The 16,859-nt window shown below is 39.4% G+C and carries 11 protein-coding genes; 2 read left to right on the top strand and 9 right to left on the bottom strand.

Features of this window, described 5'->3' with window-relative positions; translation table 11 throughout:
• Positions 1-14: 14 nt before the first annotated feature.
• Positions 15-482: a 30S ribosomal protein S7 gene (gene rpsG, locus BGP15_RS15235; RefSeq protein ID WP_046671863.1), complete on the bottom strand. Its 468-nt coding sequence runs from the start codon at positions 480-482 to the stop codon at positions 15-17.
• Between the two features lie 19 nt (positions 483-501).
• A complete protein-coding gene (rpsL, locus tag BGP15_RS15230) occupies positions 502-915 on the bottom strand; it encodes a 30S ribosomal protein S12 (RefSeq protein WP_002993550.1) in 414 nt (137 codons plus the stop codon).
• A gap of 591 nt (positions 916-1,506) precedes the next feature.
• On the opposite strand from rpsL, the gene BGP15_RS15225 reads away from it, so the two are divergent.
• Entirely contained in the window at positions 1,507-1,926 is a 420-nt protein-coding gene (locus tag BGP15_RS15225) for a hypothetical protein (RefSeq protein ID WP_286770006.1), read from the top strand.
• Between the two features lie 121 nt (positions 1,927-2,047).
• Here BGP15_RS15225 and rnr read toward each other — a convergent pair whose 3' ends face one another.
• The 3 genes from rnr to fsa all read right to left on the bottom strand — a co-directional run bounded on the left by rnr (position 2,048) and on the right by fsa (position 5,792).
• Positions 2,048-4,180, bottom strand: a complete 2,133-nt coding sequence (gene rnr / locus BGP15_RS15220; protein ID WP_286770005.1) for a ribonuclease R — start codon at positions 4,178-4,180, stop codon at positions 2,048-2,050.
• A 256-nt stretch (positions 4,181-4,436) separates the two neighbouring features.
• On the bottom strand, positions 4,437-4,865 hold the full coding sequence (locus BGP15_RS15215) for a Fur family transcriptional regulator (protein ID WP_046671865.1): 429 nt from the start codon (positions 4,863-4,865) through the stop codon (positions 4,437-4,439).
• 267 nt (positions 4,866-5,132) lie between these two features.
• On the bottom strand, positions 5,133-5,792 hold the full coding sequence (gene fsa, locus BGP15_RS15210) for a fructose-6-phosphate aldolase (RefSeq protein ID WP_286770004.1): 660 nt from the start codon (positions 5,790-5,792) through the stop codon (positions 5,133-5,135).
• Between the two features lie 181 nt (positions 5,793-5,973).
• Here fsa and BGP15_RS15205 point away from each other — a divergent pair, with 181 nt between their 5' ends.
• Positions 5,974-7,194, top strand: coding sequence for an MFS transporter (locus BGP15_RS15205; RefSeq protein ID WP_286770003.1), 1,221 nt, complete (start codon positions 5,974-5,976; stop codon positions 7,192-7,194).
• Here the strand turns inward: BGP15_RS15205 and BGP15_RS15200 are convergent.
• The 4 genes from BGP15_RS15200 to BGP15_RS15185 all read right to left on the bottom strand — a co-directional run bounded on the left by BGP15_RS15200 (position 7,180) and on the right by BGP15_RS15185 (position 16,656).
• Complete coding sequence (locus BGP15_RS15200) at positions 7,180-7,623, bottom strand: retropepsin-like aspartic protease (RefSeq protein ID WP_112376512.1); 444 nt, start codon at positions 7,621-7,623, stop codon at positions 7,180-7,182. The genes BGP15_RS15205 and BGP15_RS15200 overlap by 15 nt on opposite strands.
• A 154-nt stretch (positions 7,624-7,777) precedes the next feature.
• A complete protein-coding gene (locus tag BGP15_RS15195) occupies positions 7,778-8,716 on the bottom strand; it encodes a malate dehydrogenase (protein WP_286770001.1) in 939 nt (312 codons plus the stop codon).
• 358 nt (positions 8,717-9,074) lie between these two features.
• Positions 9,075-11,405 (bottom strand): translocation and assembly module lipoprotein TamL, encoded by a 2,331-nt coding sequence (gene tamL, locus BGP15_RS15190; RefSeq protein WP_286770000.1) that lies wholly within the window; start codon positions 11,403-11,405, stop codon positions 9,075-9,077.
• A complete protein-coding gene (locus BGP15_RS15185; RefSeq protein WP_286769999.1) occupies positions 11,371-16,656 on the bottom strand; it encodes a translocation/assembly module TamB domain-containing protein in 5,286 nt (1,761 codons plus the stop codon). The genes tamL and BGP15_RS15185 overlap by 35 nt, the downstream gene beginning before the upstream one ends.
• Between the last annotated feature and the right edge of the window lie 203 nt (positions 16,657-16,859).

Here is a 16,859-nt window from a genome sequence, read left to right as displayed (position 1 = left end):
GAATGTCTTCAAAATTAGAATCTGAAGTGTGAGAACGCTTTGTTAGCTTCCGCCATTTTGTGCGTATCTTCTTTCTTCTTAACAGCAGCACCTTCACCTTTAGAAGCTGAAATGATTTCTCCTGCTAATTTTTCGAACATTGTTTTTTCACCACGTTTACGAGCGTATGAAATTAACCATTTCATACCCAAAGCGATTTTACGATCTGGACGAACTTCCATAGGAACTTGGAAGTTAGCACCACCAACACGGCGTGATTTAACTTCAACAGCAGGCATAACGTTGTTCAAAGCTTTTTTCCAAGCTTCTAAACCGCTTTCTTGTGTTTTTTGTTCTACTAATTCTACTGCATCGTAAAAAATAGAATAAGCGATAGATTTTTTACCATCCACCATCATATTGTTTACGAAACGTGTTACCTGAACGTCATTAAACTTTGGATCAGGTAAAATGATTCTCTTTTTCGGTTTTGACTTTCTCATTTTTCTTTCCTCCGTTTAATTATTTCTTTTTACCTTTTGCTGGAGCTGCAGCTGCTTGTCCTGGTTTAGGACGCTTAGTTCCGTATTTAGAACGACGTTGGTTACGACCTGCTACACCTGAAGTATCTAATGCACCACGGATGATGTGGTAACGTACACCTGGTAAATCCTTAACACGACCACCACGAATCAATACGATCGAGTGCTCTTGTAAGTTGTGACCTTCTCCAGGGATGTAAGCGTTGACCTCTTTTCCGTTTGTTAAACGTACACGAGCTACTTTACGCATTGCTGAGTTTGGTTTTTTAGGGGTAGTAGTATATACACGTGTACATACACCTCTTCGCTGTGGACATGAGTCCAACGCTGGTGACTTACTCTTATCAACCAGAGCTACTCTACCTTTTCTAACTAATTGTTGAATAGTAGGCATTTACCTGTTTTTGTTTATAAATTTTGTACCTTAAATATTTTAAGTTCGCAAAGATACTGATTCCCTTTTGAATATGAAATAGTTAGTGTATAAAATTTAGATTATTTTTTGAGTTGGCGCTGCTCTTTTCTGGAATATACCCATGCCCTTCTTTATTACCTCACCGTCTTAATGACCTGGTCGCCCTCTCTGGGATGTTTGGCTGGATTGCCCAGCATCTTCATCATTTTTACGCTTCCACTATGTAACTAATTTGCATGAATGTAGGATATAATCATTTAATCAACTCACGAACGCTGTCATATGTTGCCAAAATGGAAGAGATAACTCCTTATGCTTGGTTGTACAAAAATATAGACGATTTTAGGTGATCGAATAGCCGCTCAATGGGGTGAATAGGTTTTTTCTTACATCTGTCGTAAGCTGTTCTTTCTCTGTGTAATATTCTTTAAAAACAGCCTTTTTTCAAAATTTCTCTTCTACTGGTTTCTGAGTATATTGCCTGCTTTGCCTGTTTTTGCGTTCTGTTTGGCAAAGCGTTTGATAAAAACGTATAAATATTTAGTAGAAACAAATTAATGTATTCAAGTTATGAAAATCAAAATGAAATTAATGTATGCAGTGGTATTGGCCTTGGTCACTTTCGCTTTTGTTGGATGTTCAAAGGACAAAGATGAACCTATCCAAACAGGTGGTAGCATCGATGCAGCTGTAGGTACGTATAAGGGTAAATTGGATCTATCAAACACAACTGGTCCTATGTTTGATAAAATCGTGACGGTTACAAAAGTATCTGACAACACACTCAAAGTTGAGATCGGGGACAAAGCATTAAAAATACCAACGAAAGAATTTAAGGTTATTAATAATATGAATGTATCGATTCAAACAGCAGGTGTTTCTCCCGAAGGAACATTCTTGTTTGATGTAAAAAATAAGACCCTTCTTTGCCAGGGAGAGAAAACAAGTACAACAGAAGTCTTTTATACTTTCGAAGGAACGAAACAATAACTTTTTGTTTCTTATTCAAATGAAAAAGCGGTATTGACTAAATTCAATACCGCTTTTTCATGTCTTAAATCCGATTGGGTACGTTTAATAAGCTCGTTGGACCAGTTATGGTGGTTTTATATTAACTCAATAACGTAAAATCAATCTGCCGTTTATCCAGATCTACTTTCTTTACGCGGATTTGAACCTCATCACCCAACTGAAATTTCTTTTTCTTCCGTTGACCAATAATGGCATAGTTCTTTTCATCAAGTACGTAAAAGTCATCGGTGATATCCCGCAGCCTGACCATACCCTCACATTTATTCTCTTCAATCTCCACATACATACCCCATTCTGTAACACCTGAGACAATACCTGTATATTCAGTGCCAATCTGATCTTGCAAGTATTCGGCCTGTTTGTATTTGATCGATGCACGTTCGGCTTCAGCTGCTTTTTTCTCCATTTGGGAAGAATGCTCGGCCATCTTCTCATAATGTTCCGCATTGATTTTGGTACCTCCCTCCAGATAGAATTGCAAAAGACGGTGTACCATCACATCGGGATAACGACGGATAGGGGAGGTGAAATGGGTATAATAATCAAATGCCAATCCATAGTGGCTTGTCTTCTTTGTCGTATAGATCGCCTTGGCCATCGAACGTACAGCAAGCGAAGTCAGCATATTTTGCTCTTTGCTGCCTTCTATTTTGGTCATCAAAGCATTTAAAGATTTTGCTGTTTCTTTATCTGTTTTGATGGTCAATTTATGACCAAAACGCGCTGCAAATTGAGAGAACGTCGTCAGCGTCTCCGGATTAGGTACATCGTGAAACCGGTATACAAACGTTAGCTTGTTTTTTCCGCGCCCTTGTTTGCCGATAAACTCGGCAACTTTACGATTCGCTAATAGCATAAAATCTTCAATCAGCTTGTGTGCATCCTTACGGACCTTGGTATATACCCCGGTAGGTTTGCCATTTTCATCCAAGGTGAACTTGACTTCTTCACTTTCAAAGGCTATTGCACCATTTTTAAACTTACGTTCCCGAAGAATATAGGCCAGTTCATTTAATTTCAGGATCTCTTCACTGAAATCGCCCGATTTCGTTTCAATCACCTCCTGTGCTTCTTCATAACTGAAACGGCGGTCCGAATGAATGATGGTGCGGCCGAACCATTGATGGTGTACATTGGCTTTTTCGTCTAATTCGAAAACAGCCGAAAAGCATAACTTATCTTCATGTGGGCGTAAGGAACAAACGCCATTAGAAAGACGCTCCGGAAGCATCGGGATAACACGGTCCACCAAATAGACCGATGTACCACGGTTAAATGCTTCTTTGTCCAATTCTGTATCGGGTATCACAAAATGCGAAACATCCGCAATGTGAACACCGATTTCATAGTTGCCATTCTCTAATTTTTGAAAAGAGATGGCATCATCGAAATCTTTTGCATCCGCGGGGTCAATGGTAAAGGTTGTAATGTTTCTAAAATCACGCCGCTTGGCAATTTCCTCCTTGCTTATTTCTTCTGGAATTTTATTCGCTTCATCCTCTACTTTTTTAGGGAACTCCAATGGGAAACCATAGTCGGCCAAAATAGCGTTCATCTCGGTGTTATTTTCCCCTTTGGTGCCCAAGACATGTTTGACCGTTCCAACAGGATTTTTGCTCCCGCTAGGCCAGTCAATAATCGACACGACCACTTTTTCTTTGTCCTTGGCTCCATTCAAATTGTCCAAAGGAATAAAAATGTCGTGTAGCATCTTGCGGTCATCCGCAATAAAAAAAGCAAAATTGTTGGAGATACTGATCGTCCCCGTGAAATCAGTCTTGGCCCTTTGCAGGATTTCAACGACTTCACCTTCTTTTTTGCGGCCGCCTTTTCTTTTTTCGAAGGTATGGACCTTGACAATATCGCCATGGAGTGCCTGTCTAAGTTTCCGTGGAGCGATATAAATATCATTTTCAAATTCGTCATCGGGAATTACATAGGCAGAACCATCGGCGGTCATATCTACTTTCCCTGTGACATACACTTTGAGTTGCTTCAAATTAAATTTGCCTCTGTCCACCTCAATAAAAAGCCCATTCTTTACATTATCATGTAATATATCGGCGATAGCGACTTTTGAGTCGTTATCCGTGAGGTTCAATTTAGAAGAAACTTGTTTATAGTTGAGCGGCTTATTACCCGATTTTTCGAAGATATCGATAATCAGCTGTGTTAAGACCTCTTTATATGGATTTTCTTTTCTTGTTTTCATTCACTTATTATTTATTATTATTCATTTACATCGGTCTTTGACAGCCCAATGGATCCTTTGACTGGCTACGATAATGGATTTCAAAAAACCAGTCTTTACCACAGATTACGAGCGCTGTACATCAAGATCGATGCCAATACAATATACGAAAAAAACTGCATTTGACAGGACAATAAGGAGCTAAACGGAGCACCTTCCGATAGCCAATGTATAGACAGTTTAGCCGAAAAATAGTTTTGGATTGGTACAGCCTGATTTACTTTTTGCAATGATTACACACTCCAAGTGCATTTACTGCGATCGCTTCAAGACTAAAACCTGCTGGGATCGACACCTTTGGTAAGGTCATATCTTCCAGACAGTATACAGAATTGCATACCCGGCAAATAAAATGCACGTGTTGATCATGATGATCATGTTCTGAACAGTTTGTCGAACACATGGCATAAGTCGCTGTACCATGTAGATCAAAGATTTTATGGATAATCCCTTTCTCTTCAAAACTGGCCAATACCCGGTATAATGTGACACGGTCAATATCCTTGCCCAGTAATTTCTCTAGCTCTGGCTGCGAAATTGCCGAGTCTTTCCTCGAAATAATTTCAAGTACCTTCAACCGGGGTTGGGTAACTTTTAAACTATTTCGTTTGAGAATTTCTGGATATACAGTGTTGGAATCTTCCATGGATTTCTTCGTTAAGCCTTAGATCAAATACAAACTAAGAGAAATTTAAACTTATTTGCAAGTTTAAAAACTATCCGACGGATTTATTCATCGTATTTTTTCCCTTTAAATAGACCAGTAAGGAACAGAAACTGAATGTTTCATTTCTCAAATGATCATTTTTACAGTACAAAAATACGGAATCTCTTAAAAATAAGAAAACCGATAAGTTTAAGATTAGTGTCATCTTACCTATCGGTTTTCGTTATTATATGAAATATAGGAATCTTATTTGCCTGCAGCTTTCGCGTGATCAGCTAAGAATGTCGCTAGACCGCTATCTGTCAATGGGTGTTTTAATAAAGCTACAATCGCTGATAATGGACCTGTCATGACATCAGCACCGATTTTAGCACAGCCTAAAATGTGTGCGCTGTGACGTACAGAAGCTGCTAAAATTTGTGTAGGGTAGTTGTAGTTATCATAGATTAAACGAATATCTTCGATCAACGCTAATCCATCTGTAGAGATATCATCCAAACGACCGATAAAAGGAGATACATAAGTTGCCCCAGCTTTAGCAGCCAATAGTGCTTGACCAGCTGTAAATACCAATGTACAATTTGTTTTAATACCTTTTTTGCTGAAATATTTAATTGCTTTTACGCCATCTTTAATCATAGGGACTTTTACAACAATCTTGCTGTCAAGAGCCGCTAAAGCTTCTCCTTCTTTGATCATTTCTTCATAAGTTGTAGAAATAACTTCAGCACTGACATCGCCATCAACGATTGCACAGATCGCTTTATAATGGTTGATTACGTGTTCATCACCGCTAATACCTTCTTTAGCCATTAAACTTGGATTGGTTGTTACCCCGTCTAATACGCCTAAGTCTTGGGCTTCTTTGATTTGCTCTAGGTTCGCTGTGTCAATAAAAAATTTCATTGTATATGTTATTGAATGATAATTGTTTGATTATTCTAATGTTCAAAATAATGACGCAAAGTTATTGATTATATTCCAGTATTGAAGCATTGATTTTCACCTATTGTATCTTTATTTTAGCAAAAAGGAATCTCTTCTCCTAATTTTTTGTTATACTTTTAATATACTATTATCTTTACGTATGCAGGTTTTTCGTTCTCTCCATTATAGAAATTTCCGTTTACATGTTATAGGACAAGCAATTTCCCTTATGGGGACCTGGATGCAGCGAATAGCCATCAGTTGGTTGGTCTATGAATTGACAGGATCAGTGTTTTGGCTTGGTTTTGTTCAGTTTATCTCCCTATTGCCCTCTTTGGTCCTGTCTCCATTTATCGGCAGTTTTGTCGATAAGCACAAAAAGTATAAATTGGTTCTGATGACCCAAATTGGTTTGATGATACAGGCTGGAATCTTGACCTTGGTCGTTTATCTGAAATGGGAGAGTGTCTTATGGCTTTCCATCTTGGGTCTTATACAAGGGGTTATTAATTCCTTCGATGTTTTGGGACGTCAATCGCTGATGATGTATCTGGTTGGTGACCGTAAAGATCTGCCGAATGCCATTGCCCTGAATTCAACAATTTTCAATGGTGCCCGAATGTTGGGACCTGCAATAGGAGGTATTTTACTGAGTACATACGGTGAACTCGTCTGTTTTGCCCTAAATTTTATCAGTTTTGTTCCGGTCATTATTACATTGTTGATGATGCAGGTCGATGAAACGCATGTTCAACTGAGCAAGGGAAGCAATTGGGAAGGCTTGGTCGAAGGCTTTCGTTACCTCAAACGCTCACCGCATATTGCTTCACTGATTATTATCATGACATTCTCCAGCTTGATCGTTATTCCGTATACCTCGTTGCTACCTGCCATAGCAAAAGAAATGTTTCATGGCGATGAGCGTACGTTTTCCTGGTTTGAAAGTGCCGCCGGCTTGGGTGCAATGATTGGTGCATTTAATATGGCCCGTTTAAAATCGGGCACCAATTTGCGCTATCAGGTGATGGGTGCTGCTGCACTTATGGGAATTGCGTTATTGTTTTTGGCGCATTCAAGTATGCTGCAGATGGCACTCGTCTATGTGATGTTGGTGTCCTTTGCCATGATGATGCAAAACTCAAGTATCAATACCTATATTCAGACGCATGCCATACCAATCTATCGCGCCCGGGCAATCTCGTATTACGTTATGGCTTTTCAAGGAATATTTCCCATCGGTACATTGATGATCGGTTCCTTAGCCAGTTACTGTGGGCTTCGAATGACATTATACGTCATGGGTGGATTGGGGATATTGATCGCAATCGTATACTATGGCTATCTCCGGCTCCATATCCACAAACGCCTATTTAAGTTTTAATTTCCGGTTTCTTAATTTTAAGCTGCGTTTGGCATAATCAATGACAGCGCCATAGTCTGCAAAAATATCTCCACCCAATACGCCGATCACGGGTTCCAGATCCATCTGCTGATAGGCATAGTTGATCGAGCTTAAATCCAATACCGCCGTATTTAAGTTTTTTATCCGCCATTCACCTATGGTCAGACTCGGAATTTTCATGTTGAAACTCTCCATCGAATTGGTGCCAAGTCCTGTTGATAATGTTTCTGAAGGCTCAAGCTGTAATTGGTCTTCCAAAAGATGTACTAACTGTGTTTTGTCAAATACAGTTTTAGAGGCACCTGTATCAATCACCATCTTGAATGAACGGCTATATAATTCTACATCTACTAAAATATGTGTGCCCTGGCCTTGGAGATCCAGTAATTGAAATGGTACTGTTGTCATATAACCAAACATACCCAAAAAATCCCTTAAAAAAGAAATTTAAGGCCTCTAGCGTATGTTTAAAATGCCCTGAAAATGTTTATGCGTTAAGCCGATCATAAAAAAAGCTGTTATTTGAAGAATAACAGCTTTTCATCTTTTTATAGTTTATGCGCTACAGCGCTTTTATTTCTTTTAATACATTATTCATTGTACGCACTGCTTCTGCACTTTTACTGAATTTTTCTTTGTCCTCTTCATCCAGCTGAAGGGGGACAATACGATCCCATCCTTTTTTATTGATGATAACCGGTACGCCAAGATTAATATCTTCTTGGCCAAATTCACCTTCGAGGTAAACGGATGCAGTAAATAACTTGTTTTGATCACGCACGATACTTTCGACGACTGCGGCTGTTGCGGCGCCCGGAGCATACCAGGCGGAAGTTCCGATCAAGCTGGTCAATGTGGCTCCACCAACCATCGTTTTGTGTAAAATTTCGTCTTGCTCTTCTGAGGTAAGGAAATCAGTGACCGGAATACTGTTCCACGTGGAGTGCTTAATGAGTGGAATCATCGTTGTATCTCCATGACCACCAATGACAATGGCATTGAGATCGGCCGCAGAAGCATTCAGTTTTTCACTCAGTTGATATTTGAACCGGGCTGAATCCAATGTACCTCCCATTCCAATAATTCTATTCTTAGGTAATCCACTCGATTTAAGTGCCAGATAAGTCATGGTATCCATCGGGTTAGAAACAATGACAATGATAATATCCGGAGAGTGTTTGACTAAGTTCTCTACAACTGACTTGACAATATTGGCATTTGTCCCAATCAATTCTTCGCGTGTCATTCCGGGTTTACGCGGAATTCCCGATGTAATGACGGCAACAGTAGAACCTGCAGTGGAAAGATAGTCATTGGTTACCCCTTTGATTTTTGATTCAAAACCCAATAAGGCAGCGGTTTGCGCCATATCTTGCGCTTTGCCTTCCGCAAAGCCTTCTTTAATATCCAATAATACAATCTCCTCGGCGACATTTCGACGGATTAAATTGTCCGCTGTAGTTGCTCCTACAGCTCCAGCACCAACAATAGTTACTTTCATATGTAAATAATTTGTTTATTCATGAGCTAATTTTCCGCTTAAGTATATACATCTGCCTTTTAATTATATAGCTGCCTTCGGCGGTTTTTATGCCACATTGGATATCCGGTCCATCTTCACGAATGCTTGTACTTTTTTTATATGGATATTTCATGAGCATTTATGTGGATTACTAAATAATTCTTGAATTTAATCAATTATTGTCAGTAAATCAATGTATTTAGCGGGAATAACTTGTTTTTTGACATAAGAAATAGAACCCTCCAAAATCGATGACTTTTATAAAATAGTAAAAAAAATAACAGGCCTGAAATTCGTTCAAACCTGTTATTTCTATGTGTAAATCAAATTTGAAATCCTAGAACGGATAGCCGATGGCTAGGTTGAACATCAAATTATCCTTTCTCCATTTTGAACTTCCAAAGTCGATATCCTTAAATACCCAACGTTCTCCTTTTGGAAGATAGGGAATGCGAAAAGGTATTGACATATCTGTACGAATGATCAAAAACGTAAAGTCGAAGCGTAATCCAGCTCCACCGCCGACGGCCAATTCATTTAAAAAGTTCTTGCTGAACTTGCCGCCCGGCTTGTTGACATCATCCCGTTGCAACCACACATTCCCAGCATCAATGAATGCTGCCCAATGAACAAAGCCTGCTAATTTAGCTCTGTATTCTGTGTTAAGTTCCAATTTAATATCACCGGTCTGGTCGGCATAGAAGAGGCCGTTGCTTAATTTTTCAGGGGCAACTGTTCCCGGTCCAATCGCACGAGCTCCAAATGCACGGATACTGTTAGGGCCACCTACATAATATTGTTTTAAATAAGGAAGTGACCGCGAGTTACCATAGGAATAGCTTAACCCTAAACTGACCCGTGAGGCAAGCTGCGAATTCTCCGACAATTTAAGATAGTGTCTGCCATCGCCACTGATCTTGATGTATTGGGAGAAATAAGCATCGAACAATTTGAACGTTTTCCCTTTATTGAAATCAGCTCCTTTTATCAAACCGAGTATGTTCCCCGAGAGGTCCAGGTTGCCTTTGAAATAAAATGTATTTTTCAAATGCTGCTTCATCGTGTTTTGAAACGTGAAGTTATAATTTGGGCCGATCGTAAATTGTGGATCTATTGCATGCCTTAACGCCGGAATAGTATCCATTTGTTTTTGGTAGTTTTCAGAAATACCTTTAGGCTGAACATAGGTAATCTCCATTAACGCAAGATCGTGCTGCTTCTCCTCAGACTCCTGCCAGATATAACCGTAATCCAATGCGATGGAATTTAAGGTATATGCTTTGCGGCGATTTAAAAATTCATAGCGGCCTTTGACGTAAGTCTTCGGAATAAAACGGCGCGTAGGAGAAATCCTTCCGAAAGGGGACAATATCCGCGGAAAGGTCAGTGTAGCCTCCATCCCGTAACGGTAATAACTCGAATTGAGGTCAGCCGATCCACCGGTCTGGGTTTCATAACCACCGAATACATTAAAACTTAACTGCTCTGCGCCTTTAAATGCATTGCGTAAAGTCCAGTTGACATTAACTTCTGTACCATTATATACCGAAGCCATTTTTCCCAATAGTTCCACGCGGAGTGATTTTTTTGGCAACGGGGTTAAGTAGTAGTAGACGTCAAGTGCGTTGGGAACTTCTTTGCTGTCAACAAAGTTGTTTTTGACAAATTTCCAGCTATTGAGATTCACCAGATGGCTGATGGTTTGGTTGTGGGCATTACGGTTGTAGACATCGCCGGGATGAAAGAAGATATGATTCGCGATAACAGGCTTTCTATAAAGATGCTGGCGGTCTATAAAATAGTAGCTGCTATCATATAGTTCCGCATTACGGGTGGATCGCTGATAGCCAGAGCTTGTTTCCGTGTAGTTCGGGTAAATGTAGATTTTATTGATCTTTGAAGGTACCCTCGCCTGTGCCGGTGTTTCCTTCTTTACAGTAACATACATGTCGACCTTGTTGTTCCGGTGTGAACTGTCTACCTGAACCAGGATGTAATCAGGGCTGAAATAATAATACCCTTTATTTTTGAGGTCATTGTCGATGCGGTCACGCTCATTTAGGATAACATCAAGGCTATAATTTTTGCCCACCTGTAAGAGACTTTTATCGGAGCTCGAACGAATATCTTTACCCAGCTGCGTTGTGCTGTCAATATCAAATTGAACAGATCTTATTCGGTAGATAAAATTTGGCTTGGCTGTATAATTAACCGTTGCTTTTTTGTTTTCAACCAAAGTGTCGGATTTTACTTCAGCATTAAAGAAACCAAAATTCTCCAGACGATTGCGCAGTAGATTCTCATTATACTCGCGATTGACATCGCTCAACAATACCGGTTTTTCACCAATTTTCTTGAAAAATTTTTTAATGATATTATTCCCTACAGAATCGCCGGCCATATTGTTGAAGTACAACTTAAATGGTACGCCAGCTAAACGTTTATTGGGCTTTGGCATCAATGCAGCTTCTAAATGAGTCGCAATCTTCTCCTTATTTTCTTTGGAAATCGTGTCCGAATCGACTATCACATTGCCTTTGACATATAAGCTTTCCCCTTCTTTCAGATTCTTGGTTGACGAACAGGATGCTATAAATGCAGCGCATGAAACTATTCCAACAATATATTTTAGTTTAGTTTGCATGATAACTCCTTTCCTCATCTTCATTTTTTATAGCTGTCGTTCTGATGGTATCTATGTTTGATTTTGGACTATCGCTTTTCGGCGTACGTTTCGTTGAGTCCAACTGTTGTTTACGTTTTTCTTTTTCTCTTTCCTCCATACGTTTTCTGTACTCAGGGCTATGGGTCATTAAACTATCTCTGATGACTGTGCGTACGCTATCACGATAGACTGAATCGGTTTCCATACGTTCCACATCAAAACGTTTTCTGAAACCTTTGCTATTTGTGTCATAGTACTCTTTGAGTTTTTTCGAACTCATCCAGATTTCCTTAAATCGGTTGTAATCCATATTGATGATAAATCCGATACCCGTTTCTACATATTGGCCTTGGAGCGTGACCTGATATTGATTTTTACGATATACCCGTGCAAAATAGCGACCATCTTGCGAAAGTTGATAATCCAATTGGATATCCCCAGCAATATTGTTGGCGGTTTCTCCGGGACGTGTATTTCCTTCAACTTCAAAATTAGAACCGACGGTAATTTTTAGACGATCATTTAAAAGCATTTTAGATACACCGATATTCAGATCTGTTCGGGTTTGGCCCGCTCCAGTCGCATAATCTTCCTCCGAAGTTAAGTTGAAATCCAGTTCTACTCCGGTGATAAGCTCGGAGGCAAGGCGGTTCAATTGACCGCTCAGAAATGAACTGATGCTATTTCTGACAATGGCTTCAGTACCACCACCACCGGATAAACTTTCAAATGGATTGGTCGACATAAAGCGTCCTAAAACGATGAGTGAAAAGACCTGTTTGTTAAGTTCAGATGGATTTTCACGCAAGGTGGTCAATGCGTTATTTACTTTGCTGATCACATCTTGGGAAACAACCGAGTTGTTTTCGTCCAAGTCGATATCAAAATTCAGTTGCGGTTGGAACAATTTGTCTGTAATCTTCAACAAGACATTGAAAGGAATACGTTGCTTGTATAAATTAGCGTTTTCTGATCCCAGTTGCGTCGCTACAAGTTCCAGCGTTGGAGCTTTGGTTGTGTATGCCGCTGTGATATTAAGCTGCGCATCCAGGGGATCTCCGTTCCAGGTGATCGTACTTCCTTTTCGGAATGTAAAATCTTTTTTTACGGGACCAAAACTGAATGAGTAACTTCCTTTGTCTACGGTAAATGTACCTGACAAGGTAATTTTGCTGCTCGCATCAATGCCTGCATTCAGTTCCGCTTCTCCTTGGATATTCAGTGCATCCTGTGAACCGGCATCCAAGAGGATCTTAAATTTGGCATCTTTATCCGTTTGAAGATTCAGATCTACGTCGATTCCCGTCAGACGGGTTACGGTCATCGAATCTAATTTTGCAAATACGTTGGCTCTTGTGGTATCACTCTTATCAACAAATTCGACAACACCTTTACGATCGGCCATCCCCGGATCCTCGTTTGGCATGACAAAGGTGAAATCGGTATCATCTAATACCTTGATTGTACCATCAACGATAGGCTTATCAAGATTTCCCCGAATGCGAAGGTTCGAGGTAAGATACATTTTACCATAGAACATGTCGTTGTCGCTTTGTGTTGAATTGAGCACCTCAAAATTGTCTGTATTGACATTAAGGTTAAAATCAAAATCAGTATACGTTTTGGTTTCTATAGATCCCGTTACCTTGGCAATATTCCCTTTTTTGTCTTCCAATGCAAATTTAGGGAAAGTAATACCCCTTTCATCCAGATGAATGGTTTCATCTTTGGCTTTGAAAAGTGCATTCAACATCGCAATATTGAATTGTGCATCTTTAAACTTCACATCGCCGTTAATGAGTGGTTTGGATGGTGATCCCGTTATTTTCAACTGGCCTTCAAGATTTCCCTTCGAGTCTTTTAGATAACCCAAACTGAATGCCTGAACCGTCTGCATGGAGAGTGGCGCAATATCTAAGGTGAAATCCAGGCTTGCCTCTCCCTGTGGAGGATTGATAAAATCACCACTTAATACCACATTGTTGCCATTTTCACTGATACTGATATTCGCATTATACGTGTTTTCTTTTTCATTGTTCACTTTTATATTGACATTTCCTACAGTATCTTTTCCAATATAGAATTTGTCGATCACAAGATCGGATACAAAGACAGGGCTACTTTCCAAACGTGATATGGTTGCCTGACCATTAATCCCGCCGCCGAGATCGACAGTTTCACTTTCAAGCATTTTGCTTAATGTCTCAATGCGGAAATTTTTAAAGGCAATGTTGAGTGGCGAATTGAGCACACTGTCCTGCGATGATATACTCAGCTCTTGTCCTTTATTACTTAAGATAAAGTCATTGGCCTGAATACCCGTGCTGCCAAATTTGAGCACGTTGTTTGGATTTATCGTCCACTTGTCGTAGTTCAGCATAAGGCCATCCTGAAGTAGGCTAAAAACAAATGCTCCATTATCAACGCGCATATTGGCGCCCAAATGATACTGCTCTTTCTCTTTCTTGTCCTTAATCCAAAGGCCAAAATCCAAATTGTTTTGAATGACTTTACCACTGAAGACTGTATTCACCAGTTCGATATTGCTCACCTTGATTTTATTGATCAAGGCCGAATAGTAGAGCGTGCTATCGAGCGTATTTATATCTAAGGTAACGTTATTGATCTCGGTACCATTATAAATAATCTTAGGTGCGTCCAATTTGGCAAGAATAGTTTTTGACTGACTATTAAACATACCATCCAACGTAATATCAGACATTTCGGTCAGTTCTGGCAAGAAATCCTTTATAAATTTAGTTCTGGTCAATTGAGCCGAAAACTCGATGTTCTGAGGCTCGTACTTGGGAACTTTAACAGCTTTGCCTGGTTGGTAATATACCTGTAAGATGTCTTGAACGGCATTCTGCAATTCTAAAATTTTGTATTTTCCGACTAAGTGGGCATTTAGAAAGTCCGATTTTAAAAGCAGTAAGTTGCGGCTCGTATCCGCTTTTGCAATCAGTGAAATGCTGTCTAGCGAGTAATAAGCATCATTGTAAACAATAGATGAATTGGTAATATGCGCTTCTCCATTTAAGAAATTAGGATCAGCTGAACTAAAGTTTCCGACAAGTTTACCATGATATTTGAATTCGTCGTCCATTAATTTTAAATTTTTAAGATTAATGGTATCCACCATAAGTTCGAAATCGACCTGTGGATATTTGGACTTCATGTTGGCCGTTGCATTTAACTTCAATTGAATATTGGGGTCGGGGCTGACAATAGAAGCTTTAATATCTCCATTGTCTGCGGTAAGATTCATATCGATATTCTGATAACGATAACCCATCGCATCCATTCGATTTACTTTACCATCGAAGTTGGCTACAAGCTTCTTGGGATCGGTACCATGGCCTTTAATTTTTCCTTCGAAGGAAAGTATTCCTAATGTGCTGTCCATTTTCATAATCTTACCAATGTCAAAATCACGAATACTCACATAGGCATCGTAGGTTGTATCGCGGCCTATCATGCCTACTTTACCATTGAACTTGGCGGTTCCTTTTTCTGTTACTAAGGAAAGATTGGTATTAAAGGCATTCATTCCCCCTCTAAAAGTTCCGGTAAGGCCAATCGTATTGGGTAGCTCTATTCCGCTAGGCAGCATTTTTTTTGAAACCAGCTTTTCGATATCCGAACGACCTGTAGTCAGCTTTTTTAAATTAAGATCCATTGACATTTTATCGACATTGGGTAGCCCTTTTAAATGCAGACTTGCAATGACACGTGTATTGGACAGCGTTTGGAAATCAATTGCCGGAATATTTAAATCATTTACCTTACCCACAACGCGGCCATCAATATTAAACTTTTTGTCCATTAATGGTTTCATCACCTGCATGGTATCCAAAAAAGGAGCAAAATAGTAGATGTCGCGCATATCTACGTGGCTCTTTTTGATCGTTGCATTGACATAGATTAACTCTGGCTTTTTGGCAATAATATCCAAAGATGGATAGGTTACTTTTAAGTAATCACGCAGTAGGGTACGCGGTGTTTCTGCGTACAGGTTTTTGATCTCCGCACCTGTATTTGTATACTTAAAATCCCCTTTCAATTGCTTGATCACAAACCCGGAATGATCAGAGGCTACAAGCTCTTTTAATGATCCGCTGATCGAATCGGCGCTATAGTAAAGATCATTTAAACTGGTTTTCATTCCAGGGATCTTAATATTGAAGTAATCAAAGCCTTTCATACGGGCCTGATTGTCGTCTCTATACGCTAAGCTTGTATTGTTGATTTGGATTTCTTTGGCTGAGACAATCCAGTTTATTTTGGTGGTATCCGCGGTGTTTTTCGCTTCTGTGTTTACTTTTTTCTGGATCTTTCCAAAGAGCACATTATTGTCCGAACCGTCAAGATTGATCGTTTGAATATCGACAAGTTCTTTATTAAGGTCGATCTTGTTAATGTCTGCATGAAGATTTTTGATATAAAATTTTGTATTCAGCAGACTGGATTGATCCTCATAGCGCACTAAGATATTGGTCAGGTCAGCAATCTGTATGCCGACATCGGGAAGCAAGGTGGTTACCTGTGCCGTTTTATCTGTAATGCCAAAATCTTTGACCGTGGGTGCCGTGCCATCAACAACTGGTCGCCATTGTTTCACTGTGGCACTCAGACCATCTATCTTCACTTTGGGCAGATTGAAAGCCATGTTTTTTGTGAGGTCGAACTTCTTGATGTTGGTATTTAGGCTGTTCAGATAAACATCAGCACTCGTTCCAATAACATCGTCGGCATAGACAATATGAAATTTATCAAATTTGACTTTATCGAGATTAAATAGAAGGGCTGAACTGCTGTCTGCAGTTGGTTTGCTTTCCTTTTGAGAAGCGAAAGCTTTAACAATATAATCAAAGTTGAATGAACTGTCCGGCAATGTACGGCGGATTTTTGCGGTGATTCCTTCTGCTTCAATGCTTTGAATTTCAACGGTATTTTTCAGAAGTTTTAGCATATTGATATCGACAGCTATGCTTTTTCCTGCCACTAACGTATCCTTGCTTTGGTCAGCTAAATAGATGTCCTCTAAAACCAGCTTTTTAGGGAAATCAATATTAATGTAGCCAATTTTGACGGGGGTACCAATCTTACCTTCGACATAGTGTGTTACTTTTCCAGCAATATAATTCTGAACGGCGGGTATTCTGATTAAAAATACGATTAAAATAGCCAGCGCAATTATTACTCCAATAATCCACAATATTGTTTTGAAAGCAATTCGGGTAAATCTGTTCAACGTATAATTTGATTTAAATATCTATTAATAAAAATTAAAACGGAAAAAAGTTTGCTAAGTTTCAGATATATAACGTATATCGACACGATTTCAGCAAACTAAGATAAATTTGCGTGTAAATGCAAGTTTAATTTATATGCTATACTTGCTAGCAAATATTAGACAGTTCTTCATTTCCCTTGTATAAAATTATTTTATCGTGG

It is taken from the genome of Sphingobacterium sp. 40-24, assembly GCF_001899705.1.
In the GTDB taxonomy this organism is placed as follows: Bacteria; Bacteroidota; Bacteroidia; order Sphingobacteriales; family Sphingobacteriaceae; genus Sphingobacterium; species Sphingobacterium multivorum.
This window is presented reverse-complemented; position numbering and strand designations above follow the sequence as displayed.